This window comes from Pseudomonas sp. TE21435, from assembly GCF_056279265.1.
The window spans coordinates 4553760-4574729 of record NZ_JBWBQZ010000001.1 but is presented as its reverse complement, the minus strand read 5'-3'; the positions used below and the strand labels follow the sequence as shown (position 1 = coordinate 4574729).

17 protein-coding genes and 1 tRNA gene are annotated in these 20970 nt (G+C 64.2%); 14 read left to right on the top strand and 4 right to left on the bottom strand.

Annotated features, from left to right (window positions below):
• The first annotated feature begins 3 nt into the window (after positions 1-3).
• From rpoD to ACZ9C1_RS20605, 3 genes are all read left to right on the top strand, one after another.
• Positions 4-1854, top strand: a complete 1851-nt coding sequence (rpoD, locus tag ACZ9C1_RS20615) for an RNA polymerase sigma factor RpoD (RefSeq protein ID WP_102681921.1) — start codon at positions 4-6, stop codon at positions 1852-1854.
• A 120-nt stretch (positions 1855-1974) separates the two neighbouring features.
• Positions 1975-5718, top strand: a complete 3744-nt coding sequence (locus ACZ9C1_RS20610) for an EAL domain-containing protein (protein WP_476254328.1) — start codon at positions 1975-1977, stop codon at positions 5716-5718.
• 17 nt (positions 5719-5735) lie between these two features.
• Positions 5736-5812, top strand: a tRNA-Ile gene (locus ACZ9C1_RS20605).
• A 182-nt stretch (positions 5813-5994) separates the two neighbouring features.
• On the opposite strand, the gene prfH is transcribed toward ACZ9C1_RS20605, so the two are convergent.
• Positions 5995-6615 (bottom strand): peptide chain release factor H, encoded by a 621-nt coding sequence (gene prfH, locus ACZ9C1_RS20600; RefSeq protein WP_110697542.1) that lies wholly within the window; start codon positions 6613-6615, stop codon positions 5995-5997.
• Positions 6615-7751 carry an RNA ligase RtcB family protein gene (locus tag ACZ9C1_RS20595; protein WP_110697459.1) on the bottom strand — a complete coding sequence of 379 codons (1137 nt, stop codon included), beginning with the start codon at positions 7749-7751 and terminating at the stop codon, positions 6615-6617. The genes prfH and ACZ9C1_RS20595 overlap by 1 nt, the downstream gene beginning before the upstream one ends.
• Before the next feature lie 451 nt (positions 7752-8202).
• On the opposite strand from ACZ9C1_RS20595, the gene ACZ9C1_RS20590 reads away from it, so the two are divergent.
• Positions 8203-8574: a hypothetical protein gene (locus tag ACZ9C1_RS20590; RefSeq protein ID WP_110697457.1), complete on the top strand. Its 372-nt coding sequence runs from the start codon at positions 8203-8205 to the stop codon at positions 8572-8574.
• Between the two features lie 54 nt (positions 8575-8628).
• Here the strand turns inward: ACZ9C1_RS20590 and ACZ9C1_RS20585 are convergent, their stop codons facing one another.
• The gene (locus ACZ9C1_RS20585) at positions 8629-9324 is read right to left on the bottom strand and encodes a CatB-related O-acetyltransferase (RefSeq protein WP_476254327.1); all 696 of its coding nucleotides are present in this window, start codon (positions 9322-9324) and stop codon (positions 8629-8631) included.
• Positions 9325-9470: 146 nt separating this feature from the next.
• On the opposite strand from ACZ9C1_RS20585, the gene ACZ9C1_RS20580 reads away from it, so the two are divergent.
• A complete protein-coding gene (locus ACZ9C1_RS20580) occupies positions 9471-9932 on the top strand; it encodes an Lrp/AsnC family transcriptional regulator (protein WP_094011516.1) in 462 nt (153 codons plus the stop codon).
• A 5-nt stretch (positions 9933-9937) separates the two neighbouring features.
• Here ACZ9C1_RS20580 and ACZ9C1_RS20575 read toward each other — a convergent pair whose 3' ends face one another.
• The gene (locus ACZ9C1_RS20575) at positions 9938-10228 is read right to left on the bottom strand and encodes a DUF3077 domain-containing protein (RefSeq protein WP_028689051.1); all 291 of its coding nucleotides are present in this window, start codon (positions 10226-10228) and stop codon (positions 9938-9940) included.
• 600 nt (positions 10229-10828) lie between these two features.
• Here ACZ9C1_RS20575 and ACZ9C1_RS20570 point away from each other — a divergent pair.
• The 9 genes from ACZ9C1_RS20570 to ACZ9C1_RS20530 all read left to right on the top strand — a co-directional run bounded on the left by ACZ9C1_RS20570 (position 10829) and on the right by ACZ9C1_RS20530 (position 20854).
• Positions 10829-12511, top strand: coding sequence for a flavin monoamine oxidase family protein (locus ACZ9C1_RS20570; RefSeq protein ID WP_102681915.1), 1683 nt, complete (start codon positions 10829-10831; stop codon positions 12509-12511).
• Positions 12512-12527: 16 nt separating this feature from the next.
• Positions 12528-13310, top strand: coding sequence for a carbon-nitrogen hydrolase family protein (locus ACZ9C1_RS20565; RefSeq protein WP_476254326.1), 783 nt, complete (start codon positions 12528-12530; stop codon positions 13308-13310).
• A gap of 52 nt (positions 13311-13362) precedes the next feature.
• Positions 13363-15678 carry a pyrroloquinoline quinone biosynthesis protein PqqF gene (pqqF, locus tag ACZ9C1_RS20560; RefSeq protein ID WP_476254325.1) on the top strand — a complete coding sequence of 772 codons (2316 nt, stop codon included), beginning with the start codon at positions 13363-13365 and terminating at the stop codon, positions 15676-15678.
• Positions 15679-15848: 170 nt separating this feature from the next.
• Positions 15849-15920 (top strand): pyrroloquinoline quinone precursor peptide PqqA, encoded by a 72-nt coding sequence (gene pqqA / locus ACZ9C1_RS20555; protein ID WP_003243383.1) that lies wholly within the window; start codon positions 15849-15851, stop codon positions 15918-15920.
• Positions 15921-15993: 73 nt separating this feature from the next.
• Positions 15994-16905, top strand: a complete 912-nt coding sequence (pqqB, locus tag ACZ9C1_RS20550) for a pyrroloquinoline quinone biosynthesis protein PqqB (RefSeq protein ID WP_102681912.1) — start codon at positions 15994-15996, stop codon at positions 16903-16905.
• 27 nt (positions 16906-16932) lie between these two features.
• Positions 16933-17670, top strand: coding sequence for a pyrroloquinoline-quinone synthase PqqC (gene pqqC / locus ACZ9C1_RS20545; protein ID WP_173862413.1), 738 nt, complete (start codon positions 16933-16935; stop codon positions 17668-17670).
• Entirely contained in the window at positions 17667-17942 is a 276-nt protein-coding gene (gene pqqD, locus ACZ9C1_RS20540; RefSeq protein WP_102681910.1) for a pyrroloquinoline quinone biosynthesis peptide chaperone PqqD, read from the top strand. Before pqqC ends, pqqD begins: the two co-directional genes overlap by 4 nt.
• A complete protein-coding gene (gene pqqE, locus ACZ9C1_RS20535) occupies positions 17914-19062 on the top strand; it encodes a pyrroloquinoline quinone biosynthesis protein PqqE (RefSeq protein WP_102681909.1) in 1149 nt (382 codons plus the stop codon). The genes pqqD and pqqE overlap by 29 nt, the downstream gene beginning before the upstream one ends.
• The gene (locus ACZ9C1_RS20530; protein ID WP_277502548.1) at positions 19043-20854 is read left to right on the top strand and encodes a S9 family peptidase; all 1812 of its coding nucleotides are present in this window, start codon (positions 19043-19045) and stop codon (positions 20852-20854) included. Before pqqE ends, ACZ9C1_RS20530 begins: the two co-directional genes overlap by 20 nt.
• The last annotated feature ends 116 nt before the right edge of the window (positions 20855-20970 follow it).

Below are 20970 nucleotides of genomic sequence, written 5' to 3'. Positions count from 1 at the left end.
GTTATGTCCGGAAAAGCGCAACAGCAATCTCGTATCAAAGAGTTGATCACCCGCGGTCGTGAGCAGGGCTACCTGACTTACGCGGAGGTCAACGACCACCTGCCAGAGGATATTTCAGATCCGGAGCAGGTGGAAGACATCATCCGCATGATCAACGACATGGGGATCAACGTATTCGAGAGTGCTCCGGATGCGGATGCCCTGTTGTTGGCGGAAGCCGACACTGACGAGGCCGCAGCCGAAGAGGCCGCCGCCGCATTGGCGGCTGTCGAGACCGATATTGGCCGCACGACCGACCCGGTGCGCATGTACATGCGCGAAATGGGTACCGTCGAGCTGCTGACCCGCGAAGGCGAGATCGAAATCGCCAAGCGTATCGAGGAAGGCATCCGTGAAGTCATGGGCGCCATCGCTCACTTCCCGGGTACTGTCGACTACATCCTCGGCGAATATGACCGTGTCACCTCCGAAGGTGGCCGTCTGTCCGACGTTCTCAGCGGTTACATCGACCCTGACGACAACATCGCCGCACCGACCGAAGAAGTACCGATCCCAGGTGCCAAGGCCGCTGCCGCGAAGGAAGAAAGCGACGACGACGAAGAAGAGAACGCCGACGGCGACGACGAGGAGGAGGCCGAAAGCGGTCCGGATCCGGTCGTTGCCGCCCAGCGTTTCGGTGCGGTCAAGGATCAGCTGGTCGATACCCTCAAAGTGCTGAAGAAGCACGGTCGAGGCCATAAAGACAGCATCGGCGCCATGCAGGCGCTGGCCGACCTGTTCATGCCGATCAAGCTGGTACCGAAACAGTTCGATGTTCTGGTCGAACGCGTACGCGGCGCCCTGGATCGCCTGCGCCAGCAAGAACGCGCCATCATGCAACTGTGCGTGCGTGACGCGCGCATGCCGCGTGCCGACTTCCTGCGCCTGTTCCCGAGCAACGAGACCGACCAGACCTGGTCCGGTGACCTGGCCAAGCGCAACACCAAATGGGCCGCCGCCCTGGGTGAGAAAAACGCCGCCATCGTCGCCTGCCAGCAGAAACTGATCGACCTCGAGACCGAGACCGGCCTGACCGTCGCCGAGATCAAGGACGTCAACCGCCGCATGTCCATCGGCGAGGCCAAGGCTCGTCGCGCCAAGAAGGAAATGGTCGAGGCGAACCTGCGTCTGGTGATTTCGATCGCCAAGAAGTACACCAACCGCGGCCTGCAATTCCTCGACTTGATCCAGGAAGGCAACATCGGCCTGATGAAGGCGGTGGACAAGTTCGAATACCGTCGCGGCTACAAGTTCTCGACCTACGCCACCTGGTGGATCCGCCAGGCGATCACCCGCTCGATCGCCGACCAGGCGCGCACCATCCGTATCCCAGTGCACATGATCGAGACGATCAACAAGCTCAACCGTATTTCCCGCCAGATGCTGCAGGAAATGGGCCGCGAACCGACCCCGGAAGAGCTGGGCGAACGCATGGAAATGCCTGAGGACAAGATCCGCAAGGTACTGAAGATCGCCAAAGAGCCGATCTCCATGGAAACCCCGATCGGTGACGACGAAGATTCGCACCTGGGCGACTTCATCGAGGACTCCACCATGCAGTCCCCGATCGACGTGGCCACGGTCGAAAGCCTCAAGGAAGCAACCCGTGACGTGCTCTCGGGCCTGACCGCACGCGAAGCCAAGGTGCTGCGCATGCGTTTCGGCATCGACATGAACACCGACCACACCCTCGAAGAAGTCGGCAAGCAGTTCGATGTGACCCGCGAGCGGATCCGTCAGATCGAAGCCAAGGCGCTGCGCAAGCTGCGCCACCCGACGCGAAGCGAGCATCTGCGCTCCTTCCTCGACGAGTAAAGACGAACCCCGGCCCAGGCCGGGGTTTTTCTTATGTGACGGAAGGTCGTTACCACTGTCTACCCAGCGGGCGGAATGCCCGTCTACACTCGAATCAGACCCCCTGTTCGAGAGGCCGCTATGCCCATGATGCCGGCCTTCCTGTTGCTGCTCCTGCTCACCTGGAACACAACGGCCGGCGCCCTGACCCTGACCGACGAGGAACAAGCCTGGCTCAGCGCCCACCCGCAGCTGCGCCTGGGCGTCGATGCTTCATGGCCGCCGTTCGAATTCCGCGACCAGGAAGGTCGCTACCAGGGATTGGCCGCCGATTACATCGCCCTGATCCAGGAACGCCTGGGGATCACCCTCAAGCCGATCGAGCCCAGCAGCTGGACCGAAGTCCTCGCGCAGGCACGCAGCAACCGGCTCGATCTGCTGCCCGGTATCATGTCCACACCGGAGCGGCAGGGCTACCTGGCCTTCACCCGCCCTTACCTGGACTTCCCGATCGTCATCCTCGCCCACTCCGGCGGCGCGCAACCGCGCAACCTCAAGGACCTTTACGGCCTGAAGATCGCCGTGGTGGAGAACTACGCCCCCCATGAGCTGCTGCGCACCCACCACCCGGACCTCAACCTGGTGGCCATGCCCAATGTCAGTTCCACCTTGCAGGCCTTGGCTACCGACGAGGTGGACGCCGTGGTCGGCGACCTCGCTTCGAGCATCTGGAGCCTGCGCCAGCTCAAGCTCGACGGCTTGTATGTAAGCGGTGAAACGCCGTACCGCTACCAGTTGGCCATGGCCGTGCCGCGGGAACAGAAGATGCTCGTCGGCATCCTCGACAAGGTCATGGCCGACATGAGCAGCAGCGAAGTCAGCCACATTCAGCAGCGCTGGGTGGGCAACGTCGTCGACCAGCGGACTTTCTGGCACGACGTGCTGCTCTACGGCCTGCCAGCCGTGATGGTGCTGATGGCCATCCTGGCGGTGGTGATCCGCATCAACCGCCGGCTGAGTTCGGAGATTTCCCGGCGCATCGCCCTGGAACAGGAACTGCGCAGCAGCGAGTATCATTACCGCGGCCTGATCGAGAGCCTGTCAGCAGTGGCCTGGGAGGCCGATGCCAACGACTTCAGCTACAGCTATGTGTCGCCGCACGCCGAGGACCTGCTCGGCTACCCGACGGGAGAATGGCTCAAACCGGGCTTCTGGCGCAGCATCCTGCACCCGGAAGATGCCCTGTGGGCGCAGGCCTACTGCGACAGCGAAACAGCCGCCGGGCGCGACCACAGCCTCGACTACCGGGTGATCCGCGCCGACGGCCATACCCTATGGGTGCGCAACATCGTCAGCATGATCGAACATGGCCACAAGTCGCTGATGCGCGGATTGATGATCGACATCAGCGAAACCAAGCACACCGAAGATGCCCTGCGCCTGTCGGAGCAGAAGTTCGCCTCGGTGTTCCAGCAGTGCCCGGACATCCTGATCATCGCCCGGCACAGCGACGGCTGCCTGCTGGAGGTAAACGAAGCCTTCGAGGAACTGATCGGCCTGAGTCCGGCGCAAGTGATCGGCCGCACCGCCACCGAGCTCGGCCTGTGGGGCGTGGCCGGTACCGGCCCGGCCCTGCTCGAGCGCCTGCATCGCGGCGGCATCCGCAACCTGGAGATGACCTTTCGCCGCAACAACGGCGAGTTGTTCACCGGCCTGACCTCGGCCGAGACTTTCGACCTCGACGGCATGCCGGCACTGGTTGTGGCGATCCGCGATATCAGCCAGCTGAAGGAAACCCAGCAGCAACTGCAGACCTCCGAGGAGAAGTTCGCCAAGGCCTTCCACGCCTCACCCGATGGCCTGTTGCTGTCACGCCAGAGCGACGGCCTGCTGCTGGAGGTCAACGAAGGCTTCTGCCGCCTCACCGGCTACGACATCAGCCCAACGGTCGACCAGACCTCGCTGGACCTGGGTATCTGGGTCGACCTCAACGAGCGCCAACGCCTGGTCGATCAACTACAGCGTGACGGTTTCGTGCGCGATTTCAGCTGCCATATCCGCCGCAGCGACGGACAGATCCGCCTCTGTGAACTGTCCGCCCGGCCACTGCCGATCGGCGGCGTCGACTGTATGCTGACCATCGCCCGCGATATCACCGAACGCCACCTGATGCAGGAGAAGCTGCAACTGGCCGCCACGGTGTTCGAGAACACCGCCGAGGGCGTGCTGATAACCGACACCGACCAGCGCATCAGCGCGGTCAACCGCGCGTTTAGCGAAATCACCGGCTACAGCGAGATCGAAGCCCTCGGCCAGACTCCGCGACTGCTCGCCTCCGGCCAGCACGACAGCGCCTTCTACGTCGCCATGTGGCACCAGTTGACCGCGGAAGGCCACTGGCAAGGCGAGATCTACAACAAACGCAAGAACGGCGAACTCTACCCCGGCTGGCTGACCATCAGCGCCGTGCGCAACCACGAACGCGAGATCACCCACTTCGTCGCCGTTTTCGCCGACATTTCCAGTATCAAGCACGCCCAGGCCAAGCTCGACTACCAAGCCCATCACGACCCGTTGACCGGCCTGCCCAATCGCGCCCTGTTCGAAAGCCGCCTGCAGGCCGCGCTCAGCTGCGCCCAGGTATCCAACCGCCAGGGCGCGGTGCTGTTCCTCGACCTCGACCGCTTCAAGCACATCAACGACAGCCTCGGCCACCCGGTGGGCGACCTGTTGCTCAAGGGCATCGCCCAGCGCCTCAAGGAGCAGGTGCGTGATGTCGACACCGTGGCCCGCCTGGGCGGCGACGAGTTCATCATCCTTTTGCCCGGATTGCACAAGCCCAGCGATGCCAGCGCCATCGCCAACAAGCTGCTGGCCGGCTTCCACGCACCGTTCCAGGCCGGCGAGCACGAGTTCTTCACCAGCGCCAGCATCGGTATCAGCCTTTACCCACAAGACGGCACCGATGTCGCCAACCTGATCCGCAACGCCGACGCCGCCATGTACCGCTCCAAGGCCAAGGGCCGCAACCGGGTAGAGGCCTACACCCGCGAACTGACCACCCAGGCCAGCGAGCGCATCGCCCTGGAACACGAACTGCGCCGCGCCATCGAGCGCAATGAACTGAGCCTGTGCTACCAGCCCAAGTTCAGCCTCAAGACCCAGAGCCTGGTGGGCGCCGAGGCACTGATTCGCTGGACCCACCCAACCTTCGGCGACGTGCCGCCCGAGCAGTTCATTCACCTGGCCGAGGAGAACGGCACCATTCTCCAACTTGGCGACTGGGTACTGGAGCAGGCCTGCCGGCAGATGCACAGCTGGAAGAAGACCTACCACGCCTTCGGCCCGCTCTCGATCAACCTCGCTGGCGCCCAGCTGCGCCAACCCAACCTGGCCCGGCGCATCGAGCAACTGCTGCGCAGCTACCAGCTCAAGGCGGGCGACCTGCAACTGGAGATCACCGAAAACTTCATCATGAGCCAGGCCGAGGAGGCGCTGAGCGTGCTGCACCAGCTCAAGCAACTGGGCGTGCAGTTGGCCATCGACGACTTCGGCACCGGCTACTCCTCGCTCAGCTACCTCAAGCGCCTGCCGCTGGACATCCTCAAGATCGACCAGTCGTTCATTCGGGGCCTGCCCGACGACCCCCACGACGCCGCCATCGCCCGCGCCATCATCGCCCTGGGCCGCAGCATGCAACTGACGATCATTGCCGAAGGCGTGGAGAACCAGGCGCAGCAGCGCTTCCTAGCCGCCGAAGGTTGCGAGCAGATCCAGGGCTACATCGTCAGCCTGCCCCTGCCCCCGGACGAATTCGCGGCGACCTTTCTTCGCATAGCACAAACGGATCTTTCGGATGGCACGCTATCTAAACCCTCGTTATAATCCTGCCCACTTGCTGAGGGCCTATAGCTCAGTTGGTTAGAGCAGAGGACTCATAATCCTTTGGTCCACGGTTCGAGTCCGTGTGGGCCCACCATCTTCGAAGCCGCGCATTGCGCGGCTTTTGCGTTTTTGGCGGGATCGCCTCAGATACGGAATGCTCATTTGCAACTCGTAAACCCGAGTGCGAGCCGGGTCCTTTTCTCATCCGTTTTTGTGGGGCCGGCATCGCCTACGCCGCCCGGCCTGACTTTTGCTAGACGACTATTCGCACACAATCTACTCGTCAGCCGGCTCGAAGCGCTCGCCACGAAACACCCGACGTGGATTGCCACGCTCGATGCGGTGATGGAACAACCGCCGCTCCGCGCGCAGTTCGCTGTCGACCTGCTCTGCCTGTTGCGCCAGGCGTTGACCGATGAGCAGCAGCGCCAAGCGCTTGTTGGCGTGCTGGCTACGCTCGCTCTGTACCTTGACGCTGACGCCGCTGGCCAGGTGCGTGGCGCGCACTGCCGAGTCGGTGGTGTTGACATGCTGACCACCCGGCCCGGACGAACGCAAGGTCTCGAAGTGGATCTCGCTCGCCAATTCCGGTGCCGGTGGCGCAAACCGTGCGCCCCCAAAAAACCAGTTCTTGCGCGCATGCGCCGGCCGGTACGGACTGCTGCACGTCCATTGCAGCGAGCCCGTCCAGTGATCCGCCAGGCGCTCGGCCTGCTCGCCATCCAGTGCCAGCAACACCGAGCGCAAGGTGCCGCGCCGCGGCCCCGGCTCTTGTTCGAGTATCCGTACCGCCACGGCCTGGGCATCCGCTTCGGCCTGCAGCCTGAGCAATGCCTTGGCCACTGCCAGGGCACATTCTTCCGGCCCCTGAGCCGCCGAGAGTTGCAGTAGGATCATCAGCAGCACCCTCCGCGCGTCTTGTAGGTGAGCACCGGTTTCAGTCGTGCCAGCACGCGAACCAACCCCGCTTCACGCAAGGCACCCACCACCGAGTCGATAGCCTTGTAGGCCTCCGGCGCTTCCTCGTAGATCAGCGCCCGGTCGGCGCAGATCACGCGGCTGCCTAGTGCCGTACGACTCAGTTGCTCGACGCTGTAGCGCGAGGCGAGGCGCTCCTTGCACTCGCTGCGCATCCATTTGCGTCCGGCGCCATGGGCCAGGGACAACAGGCTGCGCTCGTCGGCGATCGGCTGTACCAAGTAGCTGTAGTCGCCGCGCGAACCAGGGATCACCACCGCCCCCTGATCCGAAGGTGTGGCGCCTTTGCGATGCAGCCAACCATCGAGCCCGTCGACCTGCGCTGGCGACACCAGGTTGTGGTTGATGTCGAGCAGTACATCGCCATCGGCACGCAAGCGGTCGAGCATGCGCCGGGCAATCAACTGACGGTTGGCTTCGGCAAAACGCAGCGCGCCGTCGTGCCGGCCCAGGTAATGAGTGCTGGCCTCGCTGCCCGCCTCCAGTCCGTGATGACCGAACAGGTCGACCTGCTCACGCAAGATCGCCTCGCCCAAACCACGCGAGCCGCTGTGCACCAGCAACAGCAGGTGTTTGCGCTCGATGCCCAAGGCTGTCAGGGCCGCATCGTCGTAGTTTTCATCGAGTTGCTGCAGCTCGGCGAAGTGGTTACCACCACCAATGGTGCCTAGAGAACGCTCGTGCCCCGTGGCAGGCAAACCGAAGCTGGCGACGGCCTCCTGCCACGTCTCGTCAAGCGGCAGGTCGAGGTTGCCAAGGCGTTTCTCCAGCTTGTCCAGATGCAGCTTGGCGGTCGGGATGTCCGTGCGCCACAGCGCCATGCCACAGCCGATGTCATTGCCGACCAGCGCCGGGTACAAACGCCCCACGGAAAAGAATGCCGCGCCGACCGGATAGCCACGCCCCGGGTGCAGGTCCGGCATGCCGGCCACCCGATGCATGCCCCTTAGGCGAGCGGTGGTTTCGAGTTGTTGGATCGCTTTTCCTTCGATCCAGGTGTCGTCCGCGGCGACCAATACGGCGCCGTCGGACAAATTGCGAATGCAAGTGCCCATAGTCCAATCCTGATGGGTTGAAACGAAAAGATGTTCGGATTGGCAGGCCAGAGGCCGGGCGTTGCGGTACCGCTAACGAGTAGCGGCGAATGCGATCAAGCCAGGCGCGACCTGCAAAGGGTGATCAACTGTTGCATGATGTACCTCCTTTGCTGTCGGGTGAGAGAAGGCGGGCATCTTAGGTGTGCAATTGCCACCTTGCAACAACCTTGATCACATTTTTACCAGGAGAACAACGTCATGGCCGAAAAACCTGACCGCTCCGCGGTACAAAAAACAATACACTGGCGCTACAGTGCCCAGCTTCCCCTGGATTTGTAGCTCGGGTCGCTCTGACCAGCGGCAAAGTGCCTTTAGCACACCCGTTCTATTTCGCCATCACGGCCGCGTTTCTAGAATTCCTCCATCGCTTCGGCACCGGGTCGGAGCCCAGTGATCGAGGGAACGTCACATGAACATCCAAGGAACGCTTGGGACCCTGCTCGTTGTACCGATGCTGGCCACGCTCGCAGGTTGCGTGGCACCGGGCTCCTACAACCAGGGCCAGCAGCCAAGCCAGATGGCCGGCGGCAACGCACCCTGCACCCCCAGTACGACCGACAACCTGATCTCCACCGGCCGCAGCCTGCTCAGCATCGCCAACTCCGTGCTCGAAACCAAGAACAGCATGAATGGCACCTCGGCCACTTATGACCAGCGCATGCAGCTTGCGGAGAACGCGCAGAAGGTCAACAAAGGCAACCAGATGCTCGACAACGTCGAGAGCATGACTGCTGGCCTGAAGTCGCCTTGCGCCACGGCGCAGACCAGCGCATCACGTTGATCAAATCCGATCAGGGCTGCGCAGCAGCCCCGGTCGTAAACGTCTCTGGACGATTCAAGCCGACGCCAGCACCTTGCAGCCACGCCGCGAAATTTCGATCCTCGTGTAACTTGCCTCATCCAGCCCGGTAATCCGGTCAAGACAGGCGGCAGGGTCGTGCAGCGGCAGCTCCAGCAACTGCCGGGTATCGCGCTCCCACCAGCGCGATGCGAGCAGACGCTCGATCATCTCTTCCGGGTATCGATAACGCACGACCTTGGCTGGAAAGCCCGCCACCACGGCATAGGGCGGCACGTCCCGAGTCACCAGGGCGCGAGTGGCGACAATCGCGCCCGTGCCCACTTCGACCCCCTCCATGATCATCGCGCCTTCGCCGATCCACACGTCATGGCCAATGCGTGCCGGCGTGCTCGGCGGCTCGTATTGCCACTGGGTGCCGGTGAACTGGAAAGGGTGGGAACTCAGCCAGTCGGTGGGATGAGCGTATTTTTCCTGGCCGATGACCACCGCGCTGCCGATGGAGCAGTAGCGCCCGATCGATTCGACCACCTGCAGCGAGCCGCCACTGCGGATATAGGTGTGGGCCCCGATCGAGACATCGAGGGTGGCGGCGCTGACCGCCACATCGCCGATGCGCACCTCGGCCTCGAGCGCCAGCCTGGCGCGCTTGCCGAACTTGGAAATGCCCGTGCTCACCTTGCAACCGTGTTGGCGAATCCATCGCCGCCAGTACCAGTCCTTGAACTTCATGGGTCAATCACTCCTGCCATGGTCCAGGCTGCCGAGCGGCAGCGGCCCGCTATCGTACCGCCTTGCCAACGTAATGCCAGCCCTGGGCGCCTTGCGCGAATCGGTCGCGCTTGCATAGGCTAGCAGCTCGACAAAAGAGACCTACCATGCCGGCCACCTCCTCCATCACCCTCGACGCCATCGATCGCCAGTTGATCTCCCTGTTGCAGATCAACGCCCGCGAAAGCGTCGCCACGCTCGCCCGCCAACTGGGGATCGCCCGTACCACGGTGAACTCGCGCCTCGAACGCCTGGAACGCAACAAGGTGATCACCGGCTATGGCGTGCGCCTGGGGCAGCGCCTGATCGGCGGCGGCCTGCAGGCGTACGTGGGGATCAAGGCACAGCCGCGCTCGGGCAAGGACATCGTGCGCCACCTGAGCGCCATGGGGCAGGTCCAGCAGTTGTGCGCGGTCAGTGGCGAATTCGACTACGTAGCCTGGCTGCTCAGCGACTCACCGGAGCAGTTGGACCAGTTGCTCGACCTGATCGGCAGCCTCGACGGGGTGGAGAAGACCACCACGTCGATCATCCTCAGCAGCAAGGTGGACCGCGGGCAGCCAGGCTGAGGCCCTCAGGCCTCCATCGCGTCGAGCAGCCCTTCCAGCAGCGCCCGTACCGTTTCCGCCGAATGCAGGATCGACCAGATCATCGCCCGCCCCGCCTCGGGGGCATGGTGCTGGGCGTAGTCGTCGGCGATTTCCTGGATGGCCCGAGCCAGCATGCTGGCGTGAACCAGGGCGTCGGCGGCATCGACGCCGGGGCGTACGGTAAAGATGGGGGGATGACTGGACTGGCAGGAGCAGAAGGACTGCTCGGTGGTTGGGTTCAGGGCGAGGGGTGGGTCGGGGACGATCTTTTTCATAGCGCAATATCCAAGTTGAGCCAGGGATCACTGCCATCTGCATCCTTCTCACGGGAATTGGGTGGCAGCCGTACGCGGGGTGAGAATCCGGCCAACTTGGAAACCGGCCAGGCAAGAGCCTGCCCACGCAAGGCTGCCATAACGCATGCCTCGACGCTCAAGTTGGAAGAGGGTTCTCACGCCCAATCACCGAATATGCGGTGACCGGCTGAAGTTAACCGCGAAGGTTTACCCGCACAGCCAGACCGGAGCGATAGGGTTTGTAGGATAGGTCTCGTTAAACTTCACGTCTGTAGGAAATAGTCTGACAAATACCGAACTGCTACCGCTTTCACGGGCCCGACGAAAAATTTGCAGTGGCCCTGAGATCGAGCGCCGCGCGGGCGGCGCTCGATCTCAAGAACACCACAAGGCCAACGCCGAACACCTTTCAGCAAGAAATCGTCACTATTAAAAATGACCAACCCATTAAGACGAAACAAATCACATAACGACGTCGATTTTCACCTTAATAACGAACACCCCACTTCATAAAATGGCCACCAGGCATTCTCTATACTCAGGCTCCGCCCCCTGCGCAGCCCCTGGCAAGGTCATTACATGAACAAGAAAAACCGCCACCCCGCCGACGGCAAGAAACCCATCACCATCTTCGGCCCGGACTTTCCCTTCGCCTTCGACGACTGGCTGGAGCACCCGGCCGGCCTGGGCAGCATTCCCGAGGCGCGCCATGGCGAAGAAGTGGCGATCGTCGGTGGCGGTATTGCCGGGCTGGTGGCGGCCTACGAGTTGATGAAGCTGGGCCTCAAGCCCGTGGTGTACGAAGCTTCCAAACTGGGTGGCAGGCTGCGTTCGCAGGTGTTCAACGGCACCGACGGCATCGTCGCCGAACTGGGCGGCATGCGTTTCCCGGTGTCGTCCACCGCCTTCTACCACTACGTCGACAAGCTGGGCCTGGAGACCAAGCCCTTCCCCAACCCGCTGACGCCGGCCTCAGGGAGTACGGTGATCGACCTGGAAGGCCAAACCTACTACGCCGAGAAGTACGCCGACCTGCCGCAGCTGTTCCACGAAGTGGCCGACGCCTGGGCCGACGCCCTGGAGAGCGGCGCGCAGTTCGCCGACATTCAGCAGGCCATTCGCGACCGCGACGTACCGCGCCTGAAAGACCTGTGGAACAAGCTGGTGCCGCTGTGGGACGACCGCACTTTCTATGACTTCGTCGCCACCTCGCGCTCGTTCGCCAAGCTGAGCTTCCAGCACCGCGAGGTGTTCGGCCAGGTGGGCTTCGGCACCGGCGGCTGGGACTCGGACTTCCCCAACTCGATGCTGGAAATCTTCCGCGTGGTGATGACCAACTGCGACGACCACCAGCACCTGGTGGTCGGCGGCGTCGAGCAGGTGCCACAAGGCATCTGGCGCCATGTACCGGAGCGCTGCGCCCACTGGCCGGCGGGCACCAGCCTCAGTACGCTGCATGGCGGCGCGCCGCGCACCGGGGTCAAGCGCATCGCCCGCGCCAGCGATGGGCGCCTGGCGGTCACCGACAACTACGGTGACGTGCGCCACTACGCTGCTGTGCTCACCACCTGCCAGAGCTGGCTGCTGACCACCCAGATCGACTGCGAAGAGTCGCTGTTCTCGCAGAAAATGTGGATGGCCCTGGACCGCACCCGCTACATGCAGTCGTCGAAGACCTTCGTCATGGTCGATCGCCCGTTCTGGAAGGACAAGGACCCGCAGACCGGTCGCGACCTGATGAGCATGACCCTCACCGACCGCCTGACCCGCGGCACCTACCTGTTCGACAACGGCGACGACAAGCCGGGGGTGATCTGCCTGTCCTACGCCTGGATGAGCGACGCCCTGAAGATGCTGCCGCATCCGACCGAAAAGCGCGTGCAACTGGCTCTCGACGCGCTGAAGAAGATCTACCCCAAGACCGATATCGCCGGGCATATCATCGGCGATCCGATCACCATCTCGTGGGAGGCCGACCCGCACTTCCTCGGCGCCTTCAAGGGCGCGCTGCCGGGCCACTACCGCTACAACCAGCGCATGTACGCGCACTTCATGCAGGCCGACATGCCCGCCGAGCAGCGCGGCATCTTCATCGCCGGTGACGACGTATCGTGGACCCCGGCCTGGGTGGAAGGCGCGGTGCAGACGTCGCTCAATGCCGTGTGGGGTATTATCAACCACTTCGGTGGCCAGACCCACCCGGACAACCCCGGCCCGGGCGATGTGTTCCACGAGATCGGTCCGATCGCCCTGGCCGACTGAGCGAAGGAGTAGCGCCATGCGCATCGCCCTGTACCAGGGCACGCCAAAGCCATTGGACGTGCCCGGCAACCTCGAGCGCCTGCAGCACCAGGCCCAGCTTGCCGCTGCCCGCGGCGCGCAGTTGCTGGTGTGCCCGGAGATGTTCCTCAGCGGCTACAACATCGGCCTGGACCAGGTGGAACGCCTGGCCGAGGCCGAGGACGGCCCCTCGGCGATGAGCGTCGTCGAGATTGCCCAGGCGCACCGCATCGCCATCGTCTATGGCTACCCCGAGCGGGCCGAGGACGGGGCGATCTACAACAGCGTGCAACTGATCGACGCCCATGGCCGCAGCCTGTGCAACTACCGCAAGACCCACCTGTTCGGTGAGCTGGACCGCTCGATGTTCAGCCCGGGCGGCGATCACTTCCCGGTCGTCGAGCTGGAGGGCTGGAAGGTCGGCATGCTGATCTGCTACGACATCGAGTTCCCGGAGAACGCCCGGCGCCTGGCGCTGAAAGGCGCCGAGCTGATCCTGGTGCCGACGGCAAACATGGCGCCCTACGACTTCGTCTGCCAGGTGACCGTGCGCTCGCGGGCGCAGGAGAACCAGTGCTACCTGGTATACGCCAACTACCGCGGCAGCGAGGGCGAGATCCAGTATTGCGGGCAGAGCAGCATCATCGGGCCGGACGGCGATGTACTGGCGATGGCCGACCACGAGGAAGGACTGTTGCTGGCAGATCTGCAACGCGAGCGGGTATTGAAAGGGCGGGAAGCGTTTCCCTACTTGGCGGACCTGCGTCGGGACCTGAATTGACAGCCGCAGGGCCAGAACAGACAACCTCGGCATTGCGCGCTAGCATGGCGTCATGTCCGACACCATTCGCCACCTCACCCTCGCCAACGGCCTGCACCTGACCCTGCGCCACGCGCCACGCCTCAAGCGCGCGGCCGCAGCGCTGCGGGTGCATGCCGGCAGCCACGACGCACCAGCGCGCTGGCCGGGCCTGGCGCACTTTCTCGAACACCTGTTCTTCCTCGGTAATACGCGTTTTCCGTTGGACGACGGCCTGATGCGCTACGTCCAAAGCCTGGGTGGCCAGGTCAACGCCAGCACCCGCGAGCGCACCACCGACTTCTTCTTCGAAGTGCCGCCCGCGGCGCTGGCCGGCGGGCTGGAGCGCCTGTGCCAGATGCTCGCCGAGCCGGACTTTGCCATCGAGAGCCAGCGCCGCGAACGCGAGGTGATCCATGCCGAGTTCATCGCCTGGTCGCGCAACCCCGAAGCCCAACGCCAGTTCACCCTGTTGCAATCGGTGTCGGCGCGCCATCCGCTGAGCGCTTTCCATGCCGGCAACCGCTATAGCTTGCCGCTGGAAAGCCCCGCCTTCCAACAAGGGCTGAGGCAGTTCCATCAACGCCACTACCAGGGCGGGCAGCTCACCCTGAGCCTGGTCGGCCCGCAATCGCTGGATGAGCTGGCACAACTGGGCAGACGATACGGCGAGCTGTTCACCCAGGGCGCCGGCACCGTCCGGGACCGACCGCCCGCCTTGCTCGAAGCGCCTTTGCGCCAGCCAACCGCATGGGGTGCCCGTCATGACTGGCTGTTCGCCCATGACAGCGTGCCGGAAGGCGCGGAACAGGCGCTTGAATTGTTACTGGCCCAGCTCACCGACAGCCGGCCTGGCGGTTGGCTGGATGCCTTGCGCAAGCGCGGCTGGCTGCAGGACTGCAAGGCGCAACAACTTTACGCCCATGCCGGGCAGCTGCTCTGGCATGTTCAGTTGCAGCTGGCGGACGAAGCCTGCCTGGCCGAGGCCTGGGCGCTGCTGCATGGCTGGCTGGGTTTTCTACGGCAGCAGGATCCTGGGCAACTGAACCTGCGCTTCACGCAAATGCAGCAACGCCGGGAGCAAGCTGGTAGCGCGCTCGAACTGGCCCAGCGCGACAGCGCCGGGCGGCCGTTCAGCGGCCTGTCGGCCCAAGGCCTGGCCGCCTTCGATGCACTGCTGGCCGACCTGCCATCCACGGCGGCAGGAGACTGGCAGCTCCCTCCCGAAGAAGTACTGCTGGCAGACGCACTGCCAATGATCGGCAGCGTATTGCCAGCCGCGCTCGGTATCGGCGACTGCCTGCCGCCAGCACGCCAGTTCGCGGCGCTGGATCTGCGCTGGCAGATTTTGTCACCTCTGCGCCAACGCCTGTGGTCCGTTCTCGAGCACAGCCTTCGACCGTTGCGCGAGCGTGCCACGCAGGCGGCATTGCGACTGGGCTTCGAGGCCTGCGGCGAGTACTGGCAGTTGCGCCTGGCGGGGCATCCCCTGGCCGTGATCAACGCCACGCAGGAGGCGCTTGCGTTGCTGCGTTCGCCTGCCTGGGAGCATTGGCACGCGCCAGCGGCAGCCGAAGCACCCTTGATACCGATCCGCACCCTGCTCAAGGCACTGCCAGACACTTTGCTGATGGGCGCAATACAACCACTGCAGGCCTGCACGCCGGACCAGCCGCAGCTCGATTCACTCTGGCGACAGGCCCGGTGGCAGGGATTGGCGCAAGGATTCGACGCGGCGCAACAGGGGGCGCTGGGAACGGTACTGCAAAGCCTCATGGGCCAACCTGCCGAGCCTTCAGCGCCACGTCCGATCCACGAGCGCTACTGGCGGCAGATCCCGACTACGGGCAGCGAGCCCGCACTGTTGCTGTTCTGCCCATTGCCCGCGCGCCTGCACCCCGCCGGCCGCCTGCTCGCCCAGCTGTTGCAGGGCCCGGTCTATCAACGCCTGCGCGTCGAGCTACAACTGGGTTATGCGGTGTTCAGCGCCTTTCGTCAGATCGAAGGCTACGGCGGGCTCCTGTTCGGCGTGCAATCGCCGCACGCCAGCCACGCAGAGATCCTTGGCCACCTGCTGAATCTGCTGCGCCAAGGCGCCACGCTGAACGCCGCTGCCCGTACCCAGCTCGCCGATCAATTCGACGAAACGGCGATGAGCAATGCCGATGTCGCGCAATGGGCCTGGCAGGCACATATGGCGACACACAATCCGGACCTGCCCCGCATGCGCCGGTCTATTCTAAATGTCGAGCAAGTTCAGTTGGACGAACTGCTGCAGCAACTCATCGACGCCAGTCACGGTTGGCTGTGCCTGGCCAATGCCGCCGCGCCGGACGCCAAATGGCGGTGACGTCAGCGGTGATTGTTACCGCTGGTGCAAGGGCGCATTTCGAATAATTAACCTTTCGGTACAATTTTTTCTTGTAAGATAGCGCAATCTCGGCCAATGGAACCTCTCGTCCCTGGGAGAACCCAATAATGAACCGACCACCTCAAACCCCATCCGGAAGGAGCAAACCCATGTGGACCAAACCTGCATACACTGACCTGCGTATCGGCTTCGAAGTGACCATGTACTTCGCCAACCGCTAAGCGGCAGTGCGTTACGACGCCTCGGCCCGCCGGGGCGTTGTCGTTTTTTGGATCAGCGTTTACGAGGGCGCGCATGTACATCCAGATTCTCGGTTCCGCCGCCGGTGGCGGCTTCCCCCAGTGGAACTGCAACTGCGTCAACTGCAAGGGCTACCGCGACGGCACCCTGCGCGCCACGGCACGTACCCAGTCGTCCATCGCCCTGTCCGACGACGGCGAGCACTGGATCCTGTGCAACGCCTCGCCGGACATCCGCGCCCAGCTCCAGGCCTTCGCGCCGATGCAGCCGGCCCGGGCCCTGCGTGACACCGGTATCGATGCAATTGTCCTGCTCGACAGCCAGATCGATCACACCACCGGCCTGCTCAGCCTGCGCGAAGGCTGCCCGCACCAGGTGTGGTGCACCGACATGGTCCACCAGGACCTGAGCACCGGCTTCCCGCTGTTCAACATGCTCAGCCACTGGAACGGCGGGCTGGTGTGGAACCGCATCGAGCTTGATGGCAGCTTTGTCATCGATGCCTGTCCGAACCTGCGCTTCACTCCCTTCCCGCTGCGCAGCGCCGCGCCGCCCTACTCGCCGCACCGTTTCGACCCGCACCCCGGCGACAACCTCGGGCTGCTGGTGGAGGACACCCGCACCGGCGGCAAGTTGTTCTACGCGCCGGGCCTGGGCCAGGTCGACGCCAAGCTGCTGGAGATGATGCATGGCGCCGACTGCCTGCTGGTCGACGGCACCCTGTGGGAGGATGATGAAATGCAGCGCCGCGGCGTCGGTACCCGCACCGGCCGCGAGATGGGTCACCTGGCGCAGAATGGCGCGGGCGGCATGCTCGAGGTGCTGGACGGCTTCCCACGTCAGCGCAAGGTGCTCATCCACATCAACAACACCAACCCGATCCTCGACGAAGACTCACCGGAACGCGCCGAAGTACAGCGCCGGGGCGTGGAAGTCGCCTTTGATGGCATGAGTATCGAGCTGTAAGGAGGCCCTGTGAGCGACGCAACGCCGATGTCCCCTGCCGAGTTCGAGCAGGCCCTGCGCGCCAAGGGCGCCTACTACCACATCCATCACCCCTACCACGTGGCGATGTATGAAGGCCGCGCCAGCCGCGAGCAGATCCAGGGCTGGGTGGCCAACCGCTTCTACTACCAGGTGAACATCCCGATGAAGGATGCAGCGATCCTGGCCAACTGCCCGGACCGCGAAGTGCGCCGCGAGTGGATCCAGCGCCTGCTCGACCACGATGGCGCGCCCGGCGAGGATGGCGGTATCGAAGCCTGGCTGCGCCTGGGCCAGGCCGTGGGCCTGGACCCCGAGCAACTGCGCAGCCAGGAGCTGGTGCTGCCCGGCGTGCGCTTTGCCGTGGACGCCTACGTCAATTTCGCCCGCCGCGCCAGCTGGCAGGAGGCCGCCAGCAGCTCGCTGACCGAGCTGTTCGCCCCGCAGATCCACCAGTCGCGCCTGGACAGCTGGCCGCAGCACTACCCCTGGATCGACCCGGCCGGCTACGAATACTTCCGCACCCGCCTCGGCCAGGCCCGGCGTGACGTGGAGCATGGCCTGGCGATCACCCTGCAGCACTACACCACCCGCGAAGGGCAGGAGCGCATGCTGGAGATCCTGCAATTCAAGCTGGATATCCTGTGGAGCATGCTCGACGCCATGAGCATGGCCTATGAACTGAACCGCCCGCCGTACCACAGCGTCACCGCCGAGCGGGTCTGGCACAAGGGGATCGCCCTATGAGTTTCGACCGTCAACAGGTGCCCGCCTGGCGCCCCGGCTATCGTTTCCAGTACGAGCCCGCGCAAAAGGGCCATGTGCTGCTGTACCCCGAAGGGATGATCAAGCTCAACGACAGCGCCGGCCTGATCGGCGGGCTGATCGATGGCCAGCGCAGCGTCGCCGCGATCATCGGCGAGCTGCAACAGCAATTCCCCGATGTGCCCGAAGTCGCCGACGACATCGAGCAATTCATGGAGGTGGCCCGTGCCGAACACTGGATCACCCTCGCCTGAGGTGCCGGTCGGCCTGCCCTTGTGGCTGCTGGCCGAGCTCACCTACCGCTGCCCTTTGCAGTGCCCGTACTGCTCCAACCCACTGGATTTCGCCGAGCAGGGCAAGGAGCTGAGCACCGAGCAGTGGTTCAAGGTAATGGCCGAAGCCCGCGAGATGGGCGCCGCGCAGATTGGTTTTTCCGGCGGCGAGCCGCTGGTGCGCCAGGACCTTGCCGAACTGATCGCTGAAGCTCGGCGCCTGGGCTACTACACCAACCTGATCACCTCCGGCATCGGCCTGACCGAACAGAAGATCGCCGCCTTCAAACAGGCCGGGCTGGACCATATCCAGATCAGCTTCCAGGCCAGCGACGAGCAGGTAAACAACCTCCTGGCCGGCTCGAAAAAGGCCTTCGCGCAGAAGCTGGAGATGGCCCGGGCGGTGAAGGCCCACGGCTACCCGATGGTGCTCAACTTCGTCACCCATCGGCACAACATCGACCGGATCGACCGCATCATCGAGCTGTGCATCGCCCTTGAGGCCGACTTCGTGGAGCTGGCCACCTGCCAGTTCTACGGCTGGGCGCACCTCAACCGCCTTGGCCTGCTGCCGACCCGCGCCCAGCTGGAACGGGCCGAGCGCATCACCAATGAGTACCGCGACAAGCTCAAGGCCGAAGGCAGCCCGTGCAAGCTGATCTTCGTCACCCCCGACTACTACGAAGAGCGCCCCAAGGCCTGCATGAATGGCTGGGGCAGCCTGTTCCTGACCATCACCCCGGACGGCACCGCCCTGCCCTGCCATGGCGCGCGCCAGCTGCCGGTGCAGTTCCCCAATGTGCGCGACCATGACCTGCGCCACATCTGGTACGACTCGTTCGGCTTCAACCGCTTCCGAGGCTATGACTGGATGCCCGAGCCGTGCCGCTCGTGCGACGAAAAGGAAAAGGACTTCGGCGGCTGCCGCTGCCAGGCCTTCATGCTCACTGGCGATGCCAGCAAGGCCGACCCGGTGTGCGCCAAGTCACCAGACCACGGCATCATCCTCAAGGCCCGCGAGGAAGCCGAGCACGCCACGTTGGAGATTGAACAGATGACCTTCCGCAACGAGCGCAACTCCCATGTCATTGCCCGCGGCTGAGTTCAGCGCCACCCAGGCGGTGGCCGCCGGGACCGATTTCGCCGAGCTGAAGGTCGGCGAACAGGGTGTGTTCTGGAACGAGTTCCGGCCCGCCGATGGCGCCTGCCGCATCTGGCATTGGCTCGACCACCAGGCTCGCTGCCTGACCCCGGACGGCTACAGTGTGCGCAGCCGGGTCTATGAATACGGCGGCGGCAGCTTTTGCCTCGGTGGCGACGGGCTGGTGTTCGTCAACGAACAGGACCAGCAGGTCTACACCCAGGGTTTCGACGGCAGCCCCCCGCGTCCGCTCAGCCACGCCGGCGATTGTCGCTACGGCGATGTCCAGTGGCATGCCGGCCAGGTGCTGGCCGTCGAGGAACGCCATGCCCAACAGGTCGAGCATCGCCTGGTCAGCCTCGCGGCGGGTCATCGGGAAGTCCTGGCCGAAGGCGCCGACTTCTACGCCTCGCCAACGCTGAGCCAAGATGGCTGCCGCCTGGCCTGGATCGAATGGGACCGCCCGGCGCAACCCTGGACCGTTACCCGGCTGATGTGTCGCGAGCGCGCCCCGTCCGGTGCCTGGGGAACGGCACGCTGCATCGCCGCGCAGGACGAATCGTTGCAGCAGCCGCGCTTCGATGAGCAGGGCCGCTTGCACTGCCTGTCCGACCGCGAGGGTTTCTGGCAGCCTTGGGGCGAACTCGACGGGGGCTGGCAACGCCTCCCCGCAGCGGCCGCCGATCATGCCACCGCGCCCTGGCAACTGGGCGCCAGCACCTGGCTGGCCCTCGGCCCCACCAGCTACCTGGCCAGCTGGTTCGAGAACGGCTTCGGGCAACTGGGGTTGCGCCGTGACACTGGCGAAGTGGAGCGTTATGCCAGTGCTTACACACGGTTCCGTAGCCTGGCCTTGGACAACGAGCGCATCTATGCAGTGGCCGCCTCGCCGATCAGCCCACCGGCGGTGATCGCCATCGACCGGCGCAGCCACGAAGTCGAAGTACTGGCAGGCGGCGCCGAGGTGCTGCCGGTGGAATACATCAGCCGCCCGCAGCCGATCCACTATGCCAGTGGCGATGGCTCGGCCCACGGTTTCTTCTATCCGGCCATGCAAGGTACGGCCGGCCTCCCCCCACTGGTTGTGTTCATCCATGGCGGCCCGACCTCGGCCTGCTACCCGGTGCTCGACCCGCGCATCCAGTACTGGACCCAACGCGGCTTCGCCGTGGCCGACCTCAACTACCGAGGCAGCAGCGGCTACGGTCGCGCCTACCGCCAGGCGCTGCACCTGCGTTGGGGCGAATGCGACGTCGAGGACGCTTGCGCTGCGGTCAGGCATCTTGCCGAGCAGGGCTTGATCGACCCGGCCCAGGCCTTCATCCGCGGTGGCAGCGCCGGCGGCTACACCACCCTGTGCGCCTTGGCCTTCCAGGATGTGTTCCGTGGCGGCGCCAGCCTGTACGGCGTCAGCGACCCCGAGGCGCTGGGCCGGGCCACCCACAAGTTCGAAGGCGACTACCTGGGCTGGCTGATCGGCGACCCGCAGCGCGATGCCGAGCGGTATCGCCAGCGCACACCATTGCTGCACGCCGGGCAGATCAAGGTACCGGTGATTTTCTTCCAGGGTGAGCTGGATGCGGTGGTGGTACCGGAGCAGACACGCTTGATGCTCGAGGCCCTACAGGCCAATGGCATCCAAGCCGAGGGGCATTTTTATGCGGGCGAGCGGCATGGGTTCCGCCAGGCGGCGAATCTGGCACATGCGCTCGACGCAGAGTGGAAGTTCTACTGCCGGCTGCTTGGCCGGTAGGGCAAAACATAGCTTCAGGCTTCAACTGCAACGGCGTGGGAGCGGCGGTGCGCCGATGCGACTTGCCCCGCGAACACGGGCAAAGCCGCTCCCACGCTGATCATGCTTGCAGCGCG

Coding starts and splice junctions, on each gene's coding strand:
- pqqF (WP_476254325.1), top strand. CDS start 13,363: ATGTCCGACACCATTCGCCACCTCACCCTCGCCAACGGCCTGCACCTG.
- ACZ9C1_RS20530 (WP_277502548.1), top strand. CDS start 19,043: ATGTCATTGCCCGCGGCTGAGTTCAGCGCCACCCAGGCGGTGGCCGCC.
- ACZ9C1_RS20610 (WP_476254328.1), top strand. CDS start 1,975: ATGCCCATGATGCCGGCCTTCCTGTTGCTGCTCCTGCTCACCTGGAAC.
- pqqC (WP_173862413.1), top strand. CDS start 16,933: ATGTCCCCTGCCGAGTTCGAGCAGGCCCTGCGCGCCAAGGGCGCCTAC.
- prfH (WP_110697542.1), bottom strand. CDS start 6,615: ATGATCCTACTGCAACTCTCGGCGGCTCAGGGGCCGGAAGAATGTGCC.
- ACZ9C1_RS20580 (WP_094011516.1), top strand. CDS start 9,471: ATGCCGGCCACCTCCTCCATCACCCTCGACGCCATCGATCGCCAGTTG.
- ACZ9C1_RS20565 (WP_476254326.1), top strand. CDS start 12,528: ATGCGCATCGCCCTGTACCAGGGCACGCCAAAGCCATTGGACGTGCCC.
- rpoD (WP_102681921.1), top strand. CDS start 4: ATGTCCGGAAAAGCGCAACAGCAATCTCGTATCAAAGAGTTGATCACC.
- ACZ9C1_RS20590 (WP_110697457.1), top strand. CDS start 8,203: ATGAACATCCAAGGAACGCTTGGGACCCTGCTCGTTGTACCGATGCTG.
- ACZ9C1_RS20595 (WP_110697459.1), bottom strand. CDS start 7,751: ATGGGCACTTGCATTCGCAATTTGTCCGACGGCGCCGTATTGGTCGCC.
- pqqD (WP_102681910.1), top strand. CDS start 17,667: ATGAGTTTCGACCGTCAACAGGTGCCCGCCTGGCGCCCCGGCTATCGT.
- ACZ9C1_RS20575 (WP_028689051.1), bottom strand. CDS start 10,228: ATGAAAAAGATCGTCCCCGACCCACCCCTCGCCCTGAACCCAACCACC.
- pqqB (WP_102681912.1), top strand. CDS start 15,994: ATGTACATCCAGATTCTCGGTTCCGCCGCCGGTGGCGGCTTCCCCCAG.
- ACZ9C1_RS20570 (WP_102681915.1), top strand. CDS start 10,829: ATGAACAAGAAAAACCGCCACCCCGCCGACGGCAAGAAACCCATCACC.
- ACZ9C1_RS20585 (WP_476254327.1), bottom strand. CDS start 9,324: ATGAAGTTCAAGGACTGGTACTGGCGGCGATGGATTCGCCAACACGGT.